Source organism: Gordonia rhizosphera NBRC 16068 (genome assembly GCF_000298195.1).
GTDB lineage: Bacteria > Actinomycetota > Actinomycetes > Mycobacteriales > Mycobacteriaceae > Gordonia > Gordonia rhizosphera.
On sequence record NZ_BAHC01000119.1, the window covers coordinates 67,082 to 83,331 of the forward strand.

Annotated in this window: 11 protein-coding genes; 2 read left to right on the top strand and 9 right to left on the bottom strand. The window is 67.3% G+C overall.

The genetic code is table 11. The features are described 5' to 3' along the window. Nucleotides 1-4 precede the first annotated feature (4 nt). Nucleotides 5-2,359, bottom strand: coding sequence for an arylsulfatase (locus tag GORHZ_RS14220; protein WP_006334115.1), 2,355 nt, complete (start codon nt 2,357-2,359; stop codon nt 5-7). 120 nt (nt 2,360-2,479) lie between these two features. Between GORHZ_RS14220 and GORHZ_RS31970 the strand changes: the two genes are divergently transcribed. Continuing rightward, nucleotides 2,480-4,903 carry a LuxR C-terminal-related transcriptional regulator gene (locus GORHZ_RS31970; protein ID WP_157205187.1) on the top strand — a complete coding sequence of 808 codons (2,424 nt, stop codon included), beginning with the start codon at nt 2,480-2,482 and terminating at the stop codon, nt 4,901-4,903. A gap of 49 nt (nt 4,904-4,952) precedes the next feature. Here the strand turns inward: GORHZ_RS31970 and GORHZ_RS14230 are convergent, their stop codons facing one another. The 8 genes from GORHZ_RS14230 to GORHZ_RS14265 form a co-directional block, all read right to left on the bottom strand. After that, on the bottom strand, nt 4,953-5,831 hold the full coding sequence (locus tag GORHZ_RS14230) for an ATP-binding cassette domain-containing protein (RefSeq protein WP_006334117.1): 879 nt from the start codon (nt 5,829-5,831) through the stop codon (nt 4,953-4,955). Beyond that, complete coding sequence (locus GORHZ_RS14235; RefSeq protein WP_083877305.1) at nt 5,828-7,804, bottom strand: dipeptide/oligopeptide/nickel ABC transporter permease/ATP-binding protein; 1,977 nt, start codon at nt 7,802-7,804, stop codon at nt 5,828-5,830. Before GORHZ_RS14235 ends, GORHZ_RS14230 begins: the two co-directional genes overlap by 4 nt. Further along, nucleotides 7,801-8,742 (bottom strand): ABC transporter permease, encoded by a 942-nt coding sequence (locus GORHZ_RS14240; RefSeq protein ID WP_006334125.1) that lies wholly within the window; start codon nt 8,740-8,742, stop codon nt 7,801-7,803. Before GORHZ_RS14240 ends, GORHZ_RS14235 begins: the two co-directional genes overlap by 4 nt. Nucleotides 8,743-8,825: 83 nt before the next feature. After that, the gene (locus tag GORHZ_RS14245; RefSeq protein WP_006334130.1) at nt 8,826-10,340 is read right to left on the bottom strand and encodes an ABC transporter substrate-binding protein; all 1,515 of its coding nucleotides are present in this window, start codon (nt 10,338-10,340) and stop codon (nt 8,826-8,828) included. Nucleotides 10,341-10,547: 207 nt separating this feature from the next. Next, nucleotides 10,548-11,369 carry an enoyl-CoA hydratase/isomerase family protein gene (locus GORHZ_RS14250; protein WP_006334131.1) on the bottom strand — a complete coding sequence of 274 codons (822 nt, stop codon included), beginning with the start codon at nt 11,367-11,369 and terminating at the stop codon, nt 10,548-10,550. Then, nucleotides 11,366-12,943 carry a class I adenylate-forming enzyme family protein gene (locus GORHZ_RS14255; RefSeq protein WP_006334133.1) on the bottom strand — a complete coding sequence of 526 codons (1,578 nt, stop codon included), beginning with the start codon at nt 12,941-12,943 and terminating at the stop codon, nt 11,366-11,368. Before GORHZ_RS14255 ends, GORHZ_RS14250 begins: the two co-directional genes overlap by 4 nt. After that, nucleotides 12,933-14,138, bottom strand: coding sequence for an alpha/beta hydrolase (locus GORHZ_RS14260; RefSeq protein WP_006334134.1), 1,206 nt, complete (start codon nt 14,136-14,138; stop codon nt 12,933-12,935). The genes GORHZ_RS14255 and GORHZ_RS14260 overlap by 11 nt, the downstream gene beginning before the upstream one ends. Continuing rightward, entirely contained in the window at nt 14,135-15,229 is a 1,095-nt protein-coding gene (locus tag GORHZ_RS14265) for a homogentisate 1,2-dioxygenase (RefSeq protein WP_006334135.1), read from the bottom strand. Before GORHZ_RS14265 ends, GORHZ_RS14260 begins: the two co-directional genes overlap by 4 nt. 198 nt (nt 15,230-15,427) lie before the next feature. Between GORHZ_RS14265 and GORHZ_RS14270 the strand changes: the two genes are divergently transcribed. Beyond that, nucleotides 15,428-16,228: an SDR family NAD(P)-dependent oxidoreductase gene (locus GORHZ_RS14270; protein ID WP_006334136.1), complete on the top strand. Its 801-nt coding sequence runs from the start codon at nt 15,428-15,430 to the stop codon at nt 16,226-16,228. The last annotated feature ends 22 nt before the right edge of the window (nt 16,229-16,250 follow it).

Genomic DNA, 16,250 nt, shown 5'->3' on the forward strand with positions numbered 1-16,250 from the left:
TGCCTCAGTCCATCGCGGCTGCAACAGCCAGTTCGGCGGCTGCGACCAGCGCCGGATCGTAGGGAGCACGATCACCGGGAACATAGGTGACGTGCGCGAGGTCGCCGGTGTAGGCGAAGCTGCGATGGCGCTCGTGGAGCTCCCAGTGCACCGGCCCGCCACGGCTGATGCCGACGTCGATGCCGCTGAACGGCGCCATGCCCACGAGCATCGCGACCGACTCCAGCTCGGCGACCACCGTGCCGTTCACGTCGAGGGTCACAGACCACCGGAAGTCAGGTTGAGCGACGGCACTCAGACGCGCGATCTGCCTGCCCGCGCCCAGCCCATCCGACGCCCCCACGACGTGCATCCGGCCGTACTCGTTGTAGCCGAGGTGGATTCGTCCGTCCTCCACGTAGACCACGTAGCCACCGCCCTGGTCGCCGTGCGAGACCAGCACACCCTGATCGCCGTTCCAGTCGAAATCGATCTCGACGACGAAGTCGCGGAGCTCGATCAGCTGGTGGGACCGATACCGCTCCAGCGTCGGCGTGCCCGGCAGCAGGCGGGTGGGGATTGCCAGCTCGTCCTCGGCCGGTCGGCGAACCGAGTTCTCCTTGCGGCCGCGGTCGTTGAGCGGAAACACGGTGTTCTCCCATGCCGCGGATTCCCAGGCCGCTGCCATCTCGGCGAGTCGTACCGGCTCGCTCGCGGCGAGGTCGACGAGCTCGTTCGGATCGGATTGCAGATGGTAGAGCTCCCATTCGGCATCGTCGAACGGTGTGCCGGGCCGGTGTTGGGTGACGATCTTCCATCCGTCTCGGTAGTAGCCGCGGTTGCCGCCGTACTCCGCGTACTGCTCGAACCGCGTGCCGTCGGCGTCGGCCGAATCCAGGACAGGGCGGAAACTCACGCCATCGACCGACTGCGCCGGCCGGCCGTGGCGTTCGCCGGGCGAGGAGAGCCCGAGGAGGTCCAGGATGGTCGGCGCGACGTCGGTGACGTACTGGTATTGGGGTCGGATGCCGTCCTCGTCGCGATCACGGCGCAGGCCGGCCGGCCACGACATCAGGAAGGGAACGCGGACGCCACCGGCGAAGGTCTGGCCCTTGTAGAGACGGAACGGCGTGTTGGACACCATGCCCCAGCCGCGGGGGTAGTGGACCATGGCGCGCGGGCCGCCGATCAGCTCGGGGTCGCGGGCGACGTCGGCCTCCCAGTCACTCGGAATGCCGTCGAGATGGACGAAACGGGAGAAGTACGAGCGAGTGCCTTCCACGCCGCCCTCCATCGTCCCGCCGTTGTCGGAGGTGAACACGATGATCGTGTTGTCGAGTTCGCCGAGAGCCTCGAGGGTGTCCATGACCCGCCCGACCGACTGGTCGACGCTGTCGATCATCGCCGCGTACACCTCCATGTACCGGGCGTAGAGGTCGCGCTGCTCGTCGGTCAGGTCGTCCCAGGCCGGAACATCGAACGCGGCCTTACCGCCGTCGCGCGGCGGCAGGGGCATGTCCGGCGGGAAGAGTCCCTGGGCGATCTGGCGGGCGTGCCGCGAGCGTCGCAGCTCGTCCCATCCCGCCGCGTAGCGTCCGCGGTAGCGGGCGAGATCCTCGGGCTTGGCGCCCAGCGGGCCGTGCATGGCGACATGCGAGAAATAGAGGAAGAACGGCTTGCGGGAGTCGCTCGCACGCAGGCCCTTGACCATCTCGATCGCGCGGTCGGTGAGGTCGTCGGTCAGGTAGTAGTCGTCGGGGTAGTCGTCACGCACGACCGGAGAGTTGTCCTGGATCAGGCGGTTGGGATGGAAGAAGCTGTTGCATCCCTCCTGCGAGCCGTAGAAGCGGTCGAAGCCGCGCTGCAGCGGCCAGGTCCCCTTGTCGGCTCCGTCGTTCATGAGCGCGTCCCGGGTGAGGTGCCACTTGCCGATTCCGAACGTCGCGTAACCGTGGCTGCGCAGGATCTCGGGCAGTGTCAGCACATCGTCGGCGATCTCCAGCCGCATGCCCGGAAAGCCGGGATCCGAGTTGGCGACCGAGCCGAATCCGGCCCGATGGGGATTGAGCCCGGTGAGCAGGGCGGCCCGGGCGGGGGAGCAGACGGGCGTGGTGTGGTAGTTCGTCAACCGCACGCCGGTGTCGGCCAGCCGGTCGAGGTTGGGGGTGGCGATCTCCGAACCGAACGGACCGATGTCGCTGTAGCCCATGTCGTCGAGCAGGATCACGACCACGTTCGGCGCACGCTCGGGGGCCCGGTGCTCGGCCGGCCAGTACCGGTCCGACTCGCTGATGGTCCGGCCGATATGGCCGACGTGACCTTCGTACCCCCGCGCGTAGGGCGGGACACCTCTGCTGTCGGGCGCGGTTTCTGCGGGCATCATCGTCCTCTCGGGGCGTGGGATATAGTTCGGTCTGCGATCGGGGTCGCCGGTGACCGAGGTCTCATATAGTCTCGCCACCGTTTTCGACGACATCATCAACCGAACAGGGTGATTGGTGTGAGCACCGCTCCAGAGACCGGTACGAGCTCTACCGCCGACGATGACGTCCTGCCTGGGCATCTCGTGGCCGTCATCGCGCCCGCCGGGGCAGGTAAGACGAGGTACCTCGGCGCGATTGCCGATTCGATGCGTGCGCGCGAGCACGACGCGGTCGTCATCGACGCGGTCGTCAGCGGGCCCGACGCCGTCCTCGACGCCCTGACCGGCGAAATCGACCTGGTGTGCATCGATGACGCCCATGTCCTCGCACCCTCCGACGAGTTGGACGCTGCAGTGGTCCGGCGCATCGGCGAAGGCCGGTGGACCGCGCTGGCCGGTCGCGACATCCTGCCTGTCTCGTGGCGCCGGTGGTTGGCCCGTGGTCAGGCCGTGGAGATCGGATTTGCCGATCTGCTGCTCGGTCTCGAGCAGCTGGCGGCGCTGGTCGAGGGTGCCGGGATGTCCGCCGCCGACGACGACCTCGAGGAGTTGCTCCGGCTCACCGCCGGCTGGGCCGGGCCGGCCGTCCTGTGCGTGGAGGAGCGACGCCGCGTCGATGGCGAGGAATGGCCCACGACGGACGCCGTGCGTTACATCCGCGGCGAGGTGGTCGAAACGCTGCCCGATCGGCTCCGCCATCTGCTCAATCGTCTCGCCTATCTGCCGTCGCTGGATGCCGAGGTCGCACGGGTCGCCCTCGAGTCGCAGCGCGCGGCCGCACTTCTGGACGAAGCCGCGAGTCGCCAGCTGATGCTGTTGCCGGCACCTGGACCCAGAACGACGCTCTACCTGCCGCCGGTGGCGGCCACCGCACTGCGCTCGGACCCGACGGGCCCCGACGCCGAGGAGTTGCGCGCGATGCGGCATTCGGTGTCGTTGCTGTACGAGCGGCGCGGCGAGTGGGATGACGCCGTAGCGCTGATGCTCGACGCCACACCGGAGCATGCGGTCCGGCAGCTCAGCCGTATGCTCGGCGCACTGGAGCCGCTGGGACGCACCAACAACACCCTGAAGTGGTTCCGGAAACTACCCCGAGAGCTGCGAGCCCAGCCATCGGGTGTGCTGGGACTGGCGCTGGCTCTGATCCAGGCCGGGTATGCGGTGGAGGCCGACGAACTGCTCGATCGGTCCAACCCGGAGTCATGGAAGCGTGACGAGCTCGCGGAGTTCCTGGTTGTGCGCGCGCTCGCATCCCGGGTGAGATTCCGCCACTCTGAGGCGATCGACGCCGCGCAGGGCGCGCTCGAGGTCATCGACGAGGGGTTGATGTGCTCGGCGAGCCGCACGAGCTTCCTGCGGTTGTTGGCCGAGGAACAGATCCAAGAGGTTCGCGCCTGGCAAGGTGAACTCGATCCGACCCGGCACACGCTCGGAGCCCGCAACGACGAGGCGCCCCATGGCTATCACGACGTGTCACTCGTTCATGCGATGGGGATCGCGGCCGTCGTCCTGTGCGAGGCCGGTAGGTACGCAACAGCTGCGGAGCGCGCCCAGTCGACGCTGAATATCGCCGCGCGCCGCGGACTCGGCGACTCGCATCTCACCACGGAGGCGTATCTGGCCCTCGGACTGATCGCCTCCGAACGCGGTGATCTGGTCGCCGCACGCGACCACCTGGAAGGTGCCCGCACCAGTGCCGAGACGACACTGTTCCCGACCACCAGAGTGCGCATCGACTTGGCGCTCGCGGAGGTGTTCGCCCGGCTCGGCGACCGGCAATCGGCTCAACAGCAACTCGACAGCGTGGTCAAGGCCACGTGGGATACGGGTGACCCGGTGCTGCAGAACCGGGTCCTCGCCACGTCGGCCGTGTTGCAGGTGCTGACCCGGGACTCGACGCAGCTCGCCAAGACCAGCCACCGGCTGCGGGGCGTGCGAACTCCCGCAATGGTGGTCGCAGCCCGGCTACGCTGCGCGTTGGCTCTCGGCTCGACGACCGACTTCTCGACCATCGCCAACGACCTCGACGCAGCGCAGACCGCGGCCACCGACGTGGCCGCGGCCCTGTGCCGTGCGCAAATGTGCCGGGACTCCGACCCGCAGGCTGCGAGCGAGTACGTGCTCCGGGCGCTCCGTGTCGCCGAGAAGGAGGACATGTGGCACACCTTGCTGGACGTCGCCACCGGTCTCGAGCCGATCTTCGCGCGGGCAGCCGGGGCAGCCGACCAGACGACGGGCCCGACCCCCCGATTCACCCGCCGGGTGATCTCGTACCTGGCCCGCATGGCCGAGAAGAATCAGATCCTGCTAAGTGCGCGCGAGCTCGAGCTCGCGCGCTACCTCGACAGTCGGCTGACGAACGGCCAACTCGCCGAACAGCTCTTCATATCGGAGAACACCGTCAAGACACACCTGCGACACATCTATCAGAAGCTGGGTGTGGAGCAGCGCGACGAGGCGGTGCGCAAGCTCAAGGAACTCGGCCTCATCCTCGACCACTGAATCCTGGGCGACTGAATCCTGGACCACTGGCCCGGGTGCGGCCGCGACGTCATATCCGGGCTGCCCGACGGTCCTCCCTCTTGGCCCGCTGCCGGGCCGGATCCGGGACGGGTGCCGCCGCCACCAGGCGTTGGGTGTAGGGATGCTCCGGGTGATCGTGCACCTCGCACGCATCGCCCCACTCGACGAGATCACCCTTGAACAGGACAGCCGTGCGGTTGCTCATATGACGCACCACACCCAGGTCGTGCGCGATGAAGAGGTAGGCGACACCCGTCTCCTCCTGCAGGTCGGCGAAGAGGTTGACGATCTGCGCCTGCGTCGACACGTCCAAGGCGCTGACCGCCTCGTCGGCGACGATCAGACGCGGCTTCGGCGCGAGGGCCCGGGCGATCGCCACCCGCTGTCGCTGGCCCCCGGACAATTCACGCGGGTAGGAATGGCTTTGTCGCACCGACAGTCCGACCGAGTCGAGGAGGTGGTGGACCTGGGCGGTGATCTCCCGCCTGTCGTTCATGCCGAGGAGCCGGCGCATCGGCTCCGCGATGGTGTCGCCGATCGACATGGTCGGGTTGAGCGAACTCAGGGGGTCCTGGAACACGGCCTGCACGTTGCGCCGGTACCACTTCTGTTCCTGCCTGTTGCGAGGCATCGGTCGACCGTCGAAGGTGATCGATCCCGAGGTGATCGGCAGCAGCCCGAGGACCGCTCTGCCGATCGTGCTCTTGCCCGATCCCGACTCGCCGACCAGTCCGACCGTCTCCCCCACACCCACGTCGAAACTGACGCCCTTGATCACCTCGGTTGGAGGCGTCGAGCGCACCAGCCCGCGCCTACCGGGGTAGGAGATGCGGATATCGTCGACGACCAGCAGCGGAGCGCGCTCCGCACTCGACGTCGCGTCCGGTCCAGGGATGCTCGTGCTCATACTGTTTCCTTTTCGGGGATGACCTGCGATGCCGGATCGGCGAGAACACAACGGACCTGCCGTCCCTCATCGATCTGGACGAACGGTGGCGCGCTGGTGTGACAGGTATCGATCGCCACCGGGCAGCGGCCGGCGAACGCACAACCGGCACCGAGGGTCTCGGGTCGGGGAACCTGCCCCGGGATGGTGGGCAGCCGGGACAGATCGGCATCGTCGTCGGGTGTGGCCGTCAGCAGCGCCTTGGTGTAGGGATGCTGCGGGTCTGCGAACAGGTCGTCGACCGATGCCGTTTCCACGACCTCACCGGCGTACATCACCGCGGCACGGTCGCAGATGTCTGCGACGACGCCGAGGTCATGGGTGATGAAGAGGATGCCGACGCCCAGATCGTCCTTGAGGTCGATCAGCAGGTCGAGTACCTGGGCCTGGGTGGTGACGTCGAGGGCTGTCGTCGGTTCGTCGGCGATCAGGATTTCCGGCTCACATGCCAGCGCGATGGCGATGACCACGCGCTGCGCCATGCCGCCGGAGAACTGGTGTGGATAGTCCTTCATCCGACGTTCCGGCTCGGGAACGCCGACACGGGCGAGCAGCTTGATCGACTCGGCACGCGCCGCGCTACGGCCGACCCGACGATGCATCCGGACGGTCTCGGAGAGCTGGTGACCCACCGTCATGGACGGGTCCAGGGCCTTGCCGGGTTCCTGGAACACCATCGCGATCTTTTTGCCGCGGACACCTCGCCACGCTCGTTCCGGCGCGCCCACGAGTTCCGTCCCGTCGCACCGGATGCTGCCGGCGACATGGGCGCCGGAAGGGAGCAAGCCCATGCTGGCCAGCGAGGTCATCGACTTCCCGGAACCGGACTCACCGACCAGACCGACCACCTCACCACGGCATACGTCGAGGGAGACACCACGAAGCACCGGCACCGGACCGTGGTCCCCGGGCAGGCTGACGCGCAGGTTCCGCACCGAGAGCACCGCATCCGGCGCGGCGGCTTCCACGGACTCCACGGTGCCAGTGTCGGTTTCGGTCGCGATGGCTTTCGGCTTGGGCCGCGCCGAGGTCGGGTTCACCGCGCTCGCCAGTCCGTCGGCGACGAGGTTGAAGGCGAGCACGGTCAGGGTGATCATCACGCCCGGCACAATCGCGAGAAGCGGCTGCTGGTAGAAGTACGTCCGCGCCTCGGACAGCATCACGCCCCAGGTGGCCTGTGGCGGCTGCACACCCACACCGAGGAAGCTCAGCATCGCCTCGATGAGCAGGGCGACGCCGAAGTAGAGCGCGACCTCGACCAGCAGCGGGATCGCCACGTTCGGCAGCACATAGCGCAGCATGACCCACCACGACGGCGCTCCGGAGAGCTGCGCCGCGGTGACGTAGAGCTCCTCGCGGGTGGAGAGCACCGAGCCGCGCACCAAACGCGCGATACGAATCGCGAAGAGCATGCCGACCGCGAACATGGCGGTCACCAGGCCGGGCCCGAGCGCTGCGATGATGGCGAGCGCGACGAGCATGCCGGGCAGCGAGAGGAAGACATCGACGAGCCGCATGAGGATTCGGTCGGTGATACCGCCGGCATAGCCCGCGATGAGGCCGATCGGCACTCCCACCAGGACAGCGACCGTGATGGCCTCGATGCCCGCGATCACCGCGATCTGCGTCCCCTCGATGAGGCGGCTCAGGGTGTCCCGTCCGAGCTGGTCGGCACCGAGCCAGTGATCGACCGAGAACCCGGCGAAAGCCGAACCGAAGTCGGTGGCGTTGGGATCGTACGGCGTGAGCAGCGGGGCCAGCAGCGCGACGAGGCTCAACAGCACCAGGAATCCGGCGGCCGCGACCGCCACAGGGCGTCGTCGGAATCGCCGCCACAATCCGGCTCGTCGAGGTGTGGATGCCGGCCTATCGATGGAGGGGGTATCGATGGCGGTCGCATCGACGGAGGACTTGTTCTGTGTTTCGGACATCATGCACGCACCCTCGGGTCAGCGTAGGAGTAAACGAGGTCGACCAGGAGATTCACCAGGAGCACGACGACCGCGACCAGCACGACCGTGCCCATGATGACCGGGTAGTCACCGGTGTGAACGGCGGGAACGACCATTCCGCCGATCCCGGGCATAACGAAGATCGCCTCGATCACGATGGCCCCGCCCAGCATCGTGGCGACCTGGAATCCGATGATCGTCGCGACCGGGCCCCAGCAGTTGCGCAGCACGTGCCGTCGGATGAGGGTCACGCCGTGCATGCCCTTCGCCCGCGCCAGCCGGACATAGTCGGATTCCAGTGAGGTGATCATCGCGGCGCGCATCTGGCGCGCGATCGACGACGCGGCAGCCGCACCCAGCGCCAGACAGGGCAGGATCAGGCACTGCAACCAGCCGAGCACGCTCTCGGAGGGGGGCACGTATCCACCGGCGGGAAGCCAGCCGAGACGGACACCGATCCACAGCGAGAGCAGCATGCCGATCCAGAAGCCGGGCAGGGCGAGGGTCACCGACGTCAGCACGGTGATCGTGCGGTCGAGGAACCCACCCGGCCGCAGGGCGGCGAGAACGCCGCCCGTCACTCCGAACACGGTGGCGACGAGAAGTCCACCGACGGTCAGGGCCAGCGTGACCGGGAACCGCTTGGCCAGCGAGGTGCCGACCGACGAGTTGTCGATGAATGACTGGCCGAAATCGCCGGTGAGCACGGCACCGAGCCAGTGGGTGTATTGCGTGAACAGGCTCTGGTCGAGCCCGAGTTCACTCTCCTTCGCCGCGATCGCCTGGGGTGTCGCAGCATCACCCAGGATCGACGCGGCCGTGTCACCGCCGGCGAGAGCCAGCATCAAGAAGGTGACGAGCGTGACCAAGAACAGCATGGGGACCAGCCAGAGGAGCCGGTCGAGCACCACTTTGTACACAAAAATCCTTTCGGTAGCGGCCGGGTTGACATCCGGCCGTTCTCAACACGGAGCAGTTTGTCCAGCTCAGGGCCGTTGCCTGGCTACTGACTCTGTCCTGTTGAGACGGGCTTGACGTCGCGGATGTAGAACCCCGCCGTGACTCCGGTCCAGGCGGCCACGTCGGTGACGGTCGACGGGTTGTAGCCGATGAGCGTCTCGTACCGCGCGATCGGGACGATCCAGCCGGTCTCGTAGACGCGTTTCATGAGATCGGCGTAGGCCGCGTCCATGGCTGCGGGGTCACCCATGTTCCGCACCGCCTTGGCCATCGCGGCGTCGATCACCGGATCAGCGTGGTGATACGGGTTGTACGGCGCGGTCTTGGACAGGTACTTGGCGTACACGCTCAGCGGATCGCGGTCCGGAATGTAGGTGTAGACGCCCGGGTAGTCGCCGCCGGTGATCCCCACGATGTCCTGTCCGGGCGCGACGTTCTCGAGACTGAGGTCGACGCCGATGTCGCCGAACATCGACTTCAGCGCCAGGTTGCCGATACTGAACGAACCCCACGTCGAGGTCGCGATCGTCACCTTGTCCACGCCCGCCTCGGCCAGCAGCTGCCGGGCACGCGCGACGTCGCGCTGCGGCGCCTGATAGCCGTCCACGTGACCGGCGCCTTCGGGGAAGAGCTGGTCTACCGCCTCGCCGTATCCACCGTTGATCTTCGACACGAAGATGTTCCGGTCGACCGCCAGGGCCATCGCCTGACGGACCTTCTCCTCGGCGAGAGGTGCGAGCTTCTTGCCGCCCGCGTCGAGGATGACGAAGCTCTGCACGTATGCCGGGGCCGTCGAGATCTCGAAGTCGCTGCCGATGCTGACCGCCTGTGTGGGTGTCAGGTACGCGACGTCCACCTGGTGCGACCGCAGTGCGTTCGCACTGGCCACCTCGTCCGACGTGATGTTGCCGACGACGCGCTTGAAGTGCGCGGACTTGGCCACCCACGACGTGGGGTTCGGCGTGAAGACGTACTTCGTGTCCTTCTGCGACGCATCACGGTCGAGCACATAGGGGCCGGTACCGGCCGGCACACCCGCCTGGAGGTCCTTCTCCGAAACACCTGGGCTGACCATCAGACCCGGCAATCCCGCCAACTGATTGACCAGATTGGGGGCCGGCCGGGACAGACGGAACGTCACGTGTGTGGGGTCGATGACGTCGACCGCGGAAATCACCTTGAGTGCGGGTGACGTTCCGGCCTGCGCCTGCTCCTTCTCGATGTTCCACTTCACGGCCGCCGCGTCGAAGGCGGTGCCGTCGGCGAACGTGACGCCGGTGGCGAGAGTCATGGTGAGTGCCGTGGGCGACAGATCCCATTCGGTGGCCAGACTCGGGATGATCGACCCCTGTGCGTCGGTCGTCATCAACCCGTCGTAGACCAGCGAGTACCAGCCGTAGGTGAAGTTGCGTGTCTCCGGGTGCGGATCCCAGGTGCGGGGTCCGAGGGACGTGCTGAAGTAGAGCTCGTCGGAGGGGTGGCTGCTGATGCCGCGGCCACACGCGGTGAGCATCAGAGCGGCGATTACCACCGCTAACCAGCACAAAAAGCGCTTCATCGAAAATTCTCTCCTCGCCCACAAGTCTTCGGTGTGATGGGACTAGCTTGTCGTCCAGCCGTGTGAGTGCCATCACCTTGGTCGGGTGATTGGGGTGATCGGCTGGAATTGGGGACCCCCGAACAGCCGAAAGCCTCGTGGTGACTGTTGTCACCACGAGGCTTCAGACTCGCTTCACACTCGCTTCGGACGCGTCTGCGGCGTCGTTCAGCGGCGCATGGCGTCCAGCATTCGACGATGGTCCTCGCTGTGGAAACTGAGGCCTTCCAGGGCCAGCGAGGCGGTCAGCACCTGCTCCATCTGCTGGCGCATCAGCAGGTTCACCGAGGCCTTGGTGAACTCGACGGCCAGCCGCGGGCCGTCGGCCAGACGGCGCGCCATCGCGTACGCGCTGTCCAGCACCTCACCGGCGGGCACCGCATGGTTGATCAGGCCCATGGCCGCAGCCTCACGGCCCGTCAACCGGTCCCCGGTCATCAGGAACTCCTTGGCACGGTGCGGCCCGACCAGCATCGGCCACAGTGCAGCACCGCCGTCGCCGGCGACCACCCCGATCCCGACGTGCGGGTCGGCGATGACGGTGTCCTCACCCGCATAGACCACGTCCGCGAGCAACGCGATCGTGCAGCCCAGCCCGATGGCCGCACCGTTGACCGCGCTGACGACGGGCTGCCTCGTGCCCATGATCGAGCGGACGAAGTCCGTGCCGACTCGCAGGATCTCGGAGTATCCCTCGCCGGTCGGAGCCTGCTGCGACAACCAGTCGAAGTTCCCGCCGGCGCAGAAGGCCTTCCCGGCCGGGTCCCCGGTCAGGACCACCGCGCGGATCGCCCCGTCGCGGTGGATCGCGGCGAAGACGTCGTCGATCTCGGCATGCATGTCCTCGTCGACGGCATTGCGATGCTCGGGATTCGACAGTTCGACCGTCGCGATCGAACCGTCCACGCTGAGCCGGATCCGCCGGTAACTCCCCTCCTCGAGGCGCGCGGCGAGCCGCGGAGTGAGGTCGGTGGGGCGGGTGTCGGTCATGTGTTCGTCCCTTGAGCGATTCCCTGATGGGATTGCCGGAGCGTCCGCTTGAGAATTTTTCCGCTGGCGTTGCGGGGCAGTTCGGAGACGATCTCCACCGAGCGCGGCACCTTGAACCCGCCGAGTCGGGTCCGGGCGAAGCCGATGAGATCCGCGGCGCTCGCCGTCGATCCCGCGCGCAGGACGATCACGGCATGCACCTGCTCGCCCCATTTGTCGCTCGGGATACCGATGACAGCCGTCTCGATGACGTCGGGATGTGCGATGAGGGCGGCCTCCACCTCGGCGGGGTAGACGTTCTCGCCGCCGGTGACGATCATGTCCTTGAGCCGATCGACGATGAAGAGATATCCCCGATCGTCGAACCGGCCGATGTCGCCGGAGTGGTACCACCCGTCGGCATCGGTCACCACCGACGGCGCGCCGTCGGCCGACCAGTAGCCGGGGAACAGCTGCCGTCCGCGCACGGTGATCTCGCCGGCCTGGCCCGTCGGAACTTCCGCGCCTTCGGCATCGACCAGCCGAACCTCCCATTCGGCGAGCGGGCGACCCGCGCTCGCCAGCCGGGAGTCGGGCTCCAGATGGTCTTCGGGAGTCAGCATCGAGACCGGGCTCTGCGCCTCGGTCATGCCGTACACCTGGCGCAGCCCACAACCGAATACCTCGAGGGCCTGCGCCACCATCGCCGGATCGGCGGGGGCGGTCCCGTACCAGACCTCGCGGAGGTTATCCAGCTGCGGTTTGTCCGACCTGCCGTCCCACGCTTCGAGCACCCGCCGCATGGTCACCGGCGGAAGGTGGCCGAAGGTGACGCCGTATTGCTCGGCGTCGTCGAGCCACTGCTCGGGATCGAACGCCTCGCGCAGGATGGTGAGCCCACCACTCATGAGTGCGGTGAAGATCTCCTGCAGTCCGGCGAGATGGAACAGCGGGGTGAACCGCAGGTGCACGTCCCGCTCGGTCATGCCCACCATCTCGCTGAGACGACCACAGCCCCAGATGTGGCCCGCGTAGGTCAGCGGGATGACGCGCGGCAAACCGGTGGTGCCACTGGTGTGGAGCAGCGCGAAGGTTTCCTGATCGGGCAGCGGCAGCGGCCGAACCGGCGCCTGCTGGGCCTGATCGTAAGAGGTGGGCGCCGACGGACTGCCCGCTCGGTGGTCGAGCACCACGCGCCGACCCGAGGGACACACCGCGGCCGCGTTGTCGGTGAACGCCTCGTCGGCGACGACCGCCACCGGGTTGGCGAGGCTGCCCAGCTGGGCCAGTTCGGCCGGCGTGAGACGCCAGTTGAGCATCATGGGCAGCGCACCGGTGGCGGCGATTCCGATCGCGTTCACCACCAGCTCGATGCTGTTGCGGCCGAGGACGGCGATCACGTCACCCGGTCCGGCCCCGGTGGCCGACCACCCCGCCGCGTTCGCGGCGATGCGGTCGTGCAGTTCTTCGAAGGTGACGGCGTCGGCCCGGTCGTCGGTGATGGCGAGGAGATCCGGTGTCCGGGACTTGCGGTCGCGGATCATCTCCTGCCAGTTCTGATAGCGGGCTTTGGTCGCCGTGTTCTCAGCCGGCACGCTGTTCACCCCAACCGTGGTCGGCCATCCATTCCGAGATGCAGGCGACCGCTTCGGCCAACTGTTCGCGCTGGCCCTTTCCGGCGTAGTAGTGGGTCGCGCCCTTGATCTCGCGCAGCTGCGCTTCGGTGTTCGTGAAGCCCTCGAAGAGCCGCCGGGTATGGCTGGGGGTGCAGGCGTCGTCGGCGGTGTTGCCGATCACGAGCACCGGCACGTGCACGCCGGCCGCCGACGTCGCGCCGTTGGCGTTCGCGTCGTCGTAGCTCCACTGCGACAACCAGCCGCGCAGACTGCAGTATCGGGCGAGACCGACGGGACTCATGTTGACGGTCTGCGGATCGCCGAGGTAGCAGGTTCCGGGCTCCCGGTCGTTGGGATCGAGGGTTGGGTCCAGCCAGCGCGGGTCGGCCATGGTGCCGTGCACCACGAACGCGAACTCGTCGTTCGGCCGGTCACTCGCCTTCACCTCGGCGAGCTTGTCCTTCACCCATGCGGTGATCCGCCGGTTGCGGGCGATCTGTGCCTCCCGGTAGCGCGCCACGAACTCCTCGCTGTAGGGCGGCTGCTCGGGGTTGTTCGGGTCGTAGATGTCCAGCGACGGATCCCGTTTGGTGGGGTCCGCCTCGTCGAGGATGGAGGGGTCCATCCACTCGGTCATCGTGATGTGGCGCGACACGTGGGCGGCGAGCAGCATCAGGCCGTCGGCCGGGATCAGGTCCAGCTTGGTCAGATCCGGCCCCTCGCCCGCCGGCGTGGAGGTGACGGTGGGGTGCTCGGCCTGGGACTGGTAGAAGACCGACAGGGATCCGCCGCCGGACCAGCCGGCGAGAACGACCTTCTGGTAGCCGAGGGTTTCCTTGGCGTAGCGGATGCAGGCTCCGAGGTCCTCGGCCACCTTCTCCATGATCAGGGCGTAGTCGGCGCCGCGGTAGCGGGAGTTGCAGTAGATGACGTGATGGCCGGCGCGGGCCAGGGCGTTCGTCATCGGGAGGTAGGCGCCGCCCCCGATGGGGTGCATGAACACGATGACGGTGTCGGAGTCGGCCTCCGGCCGCAGGTGGTGGCCTTCGAGTGCGACGTTCTCCCCGGTACCGCCGTAGGTGTCGCGGGTCGTCGAGGAGTCCGGGAAGACGACGAGGATCGGCGTACGCGTGTAGGCGACCGGGGCGGTGGTGGTCGGTGCGGGCTGTTTCATCGCTGTGCCTCGCTGATGGCTCGGACCGCCGGGTTCACCGTCAGCGGTTTACGGGTGTCGATCGACATGACCGACCAGTTCACACGGTCGTACTCGGCGAACTTGCGGCGTGCGCGGGCGCGGGCCTTCTCCGGCGGACCGTGGTGGATGCCCTGCGGGGCATGCGACAGCAGTCCGGGTGGCATCTGGACACCGAACAGGTCGCCGGAATGGAACAGGGCCACCTCGTCGTAGTCGGCATTGCGGTGGAACCACGGCAGCCGCTCGACACCTTCGCGCGCCTCGGCCGGGCGGGGCAGGAAGTTGAGCACGACGACGCCCTCGGCCTGCAGGAACATCTGCGCGGTGGGCGGCAGATGCACCGATTCGGAGCCGATCGGGTTGTAGTCGCGGATGTTGTACTTGAACGGGAAGTAGTCGCCCTTCCAGCCGCGCACATCGAACGGATGGTGCTTGTAGGTAAGCCAACCGCATTCCTCGCGGCGGGTCAGCCGGATCCGCCACTCGGGTCCACCGTCGGTGTGCACCTCCGGTTCGGGAACGAATGCGACCGACGAGTCGAACGGGAAGTGGCGCCCGAGCGCACCGGGCGGCGGTGTGCGGAACTCCTCGACCGCTTCGATGATGAGGAACGCCTGCTCCTCGCCGGTGACCGGAATGTGACGGTAGGTGACGGCCTTCGGGAGCAGGACCCAGTCGCCGGGCTCGTAGGGGATCGTCCCGAACTCGGTCTGGAACTCCCCGTGGCCACGGTGGACGAACCACAGCTCGTCGCCGCCGACGTTGCGGGCGAAGAACGGCATCGGCTGACTGCGGCGGGAGAGCAGGAACCGGACGTCGGCGTTGTAGTAGAGCATCAGCGGTGCGCCGTCGGCATCGTTGAGGTCGGTCGGCTCGAGGTCCTCGACGAGCACATCCGTCATCGAGATCAGGCCCTCCGCGGTGTACTGCGTGGGGTCGTTCTCGCGATAAAGCTGCGCCTGCCGGCCGACGAAGCCGTACCGGCCGAGTTCCTCGTCCTTGAGACCGTCGAGGTCACGGTGGACGTGATCGGGCGTCGTTCCCTTGCGGAACTGGACGAAGGATTCCATGGATACCTCCTTGCTGGTGCGCGGCCGACGGCGCGCGCTGCGGGTGTGTCAGGGGCAGACCGAGACGGCGGTGGGTACGCGGTCTCCGGTCGGTCTCCACTGATCAAAGCCGAGCGGCGACGACCTGCAATCACCCCGCGGGGATGACGTTTCGGTCGAGGTCATCGCGTCAGATGGCATTACCGGAAAGGAACTGTCTTGACCACATCCTCTGACCAGAACACTCCCTCAGCGCAAGCCACAGGCGCGTTGTCGGCCGACCTCACCGGACGGGTCGCGATCGTCACCGGTGCGTCCAGCGGTCTCGGCGCTCGGTTCGCCGAGATACTCGCCGAGAACGGCGCGCTCGTGATCGCGTCTGCTCGTCGCGTCGAGCGCCTGCAGGCCCTGGCCGACCGCGTTCCGGGAATCGAACCGGTGGCGTGCGACGTGACGAATCCCGACGACCGGCGCGCTCTCGTGGACGGAACCCTCGCGCGGCATGGCCGTGTCGACATCCTGGTGAACAACGCCGGTCGCGGGGGGACCGGTACCGCGCTGGAAGAGACTCTCGAGAGCTTCGAGAACGACTTGGCGCTCAACCTCACGGCGCCGTTCGTGCTCGCTCAGCTCTGCGGCCGAGCCATGGTGGAGCAAGGTGCCGGAAGCATCATCAACGTCGCGTCCATCCTCGGACTGGTGTCGGGATCCCCGCTGTCGCAGCCGTCCTACGCGGCGTCCAAGGGTGGTCTGGTCAACCTCACCCGGGAGCTCGCCGTATCCCTCGCGCGCACCGGCGTACGGGTCAACGGGATCGCTCCCGGCTGGTTTCCCACCGAGGCCACCGAGGGCGTGTTCGCGACCGAACGCGGCCGGGACTGGATGATCCGCAACATCCCGATGCGACGCACCGGCGAGGAAGACGACCTCGACGGAGCCCTACTACTCCTCGCCAGCGATGCGAGCCGCTACATCACCGGACAGACGCTTGTCGTCGACGGCGGGTGGACGTCGCGGTAAACCGGTACCCAAAAAGAAGTTG

Excerpts from the sequence above, each read along its gene's own strand:
- GORHZ_RS14235 (WP_083877305.1), bottom strand. The coding sequence starts at position 7,804 with ATGATGTCCGAAACACAGAACAAGTCCTCCGTCGATGCGACCGCCATC.
- GORHZ_RS14260 (WP_006334134.1), bottom strand. The coding sequence starts at position 14,138 with ATGAAACAGCCCGCACCGACCACCACCGCCCCGGTCGCCTACACGCGT.
- GORHZ_RS14230 (WP_006334117.1), bottom strand. The coding sequence starts at position 5,831 with ATGAGCACGAGCATCCCTGGACCGGACGCGACGTCGAGTGCGGAGCGC.
- GORHZ_RS14245 (WP_006334130.1), bottom strand. The coding sequence starts at position 10,340 with ATGAAGCGCTTTTTGTGCTGGTTAGCGGTGGTAATCGCCGCTCTGATG.
- GORHZ_RS14220 (WP_006334115.1), bottom strand. The coding sequence starts at position 2,359 with ATGCCCGCAGAAACCGCGCCCGACAGCAGAGGTGTCCCGCCCTACGCG.
- GORHZ_RS14250 (WP_006334131.1), bottom strand. The coding sequence starts at position 11,369 with ATGACCGACACCCGCCCCACCGACCTCACTCCGCGGCTCGCCGCGCGC.
- GORHZ_RS14265 (WP_006334135.1), bottom strand. The coding sequence starts at position 15,229 with ATGGAATCCTTCGTCCAGTTCCGCAAGGGAACGACGCCCGATCACGTC.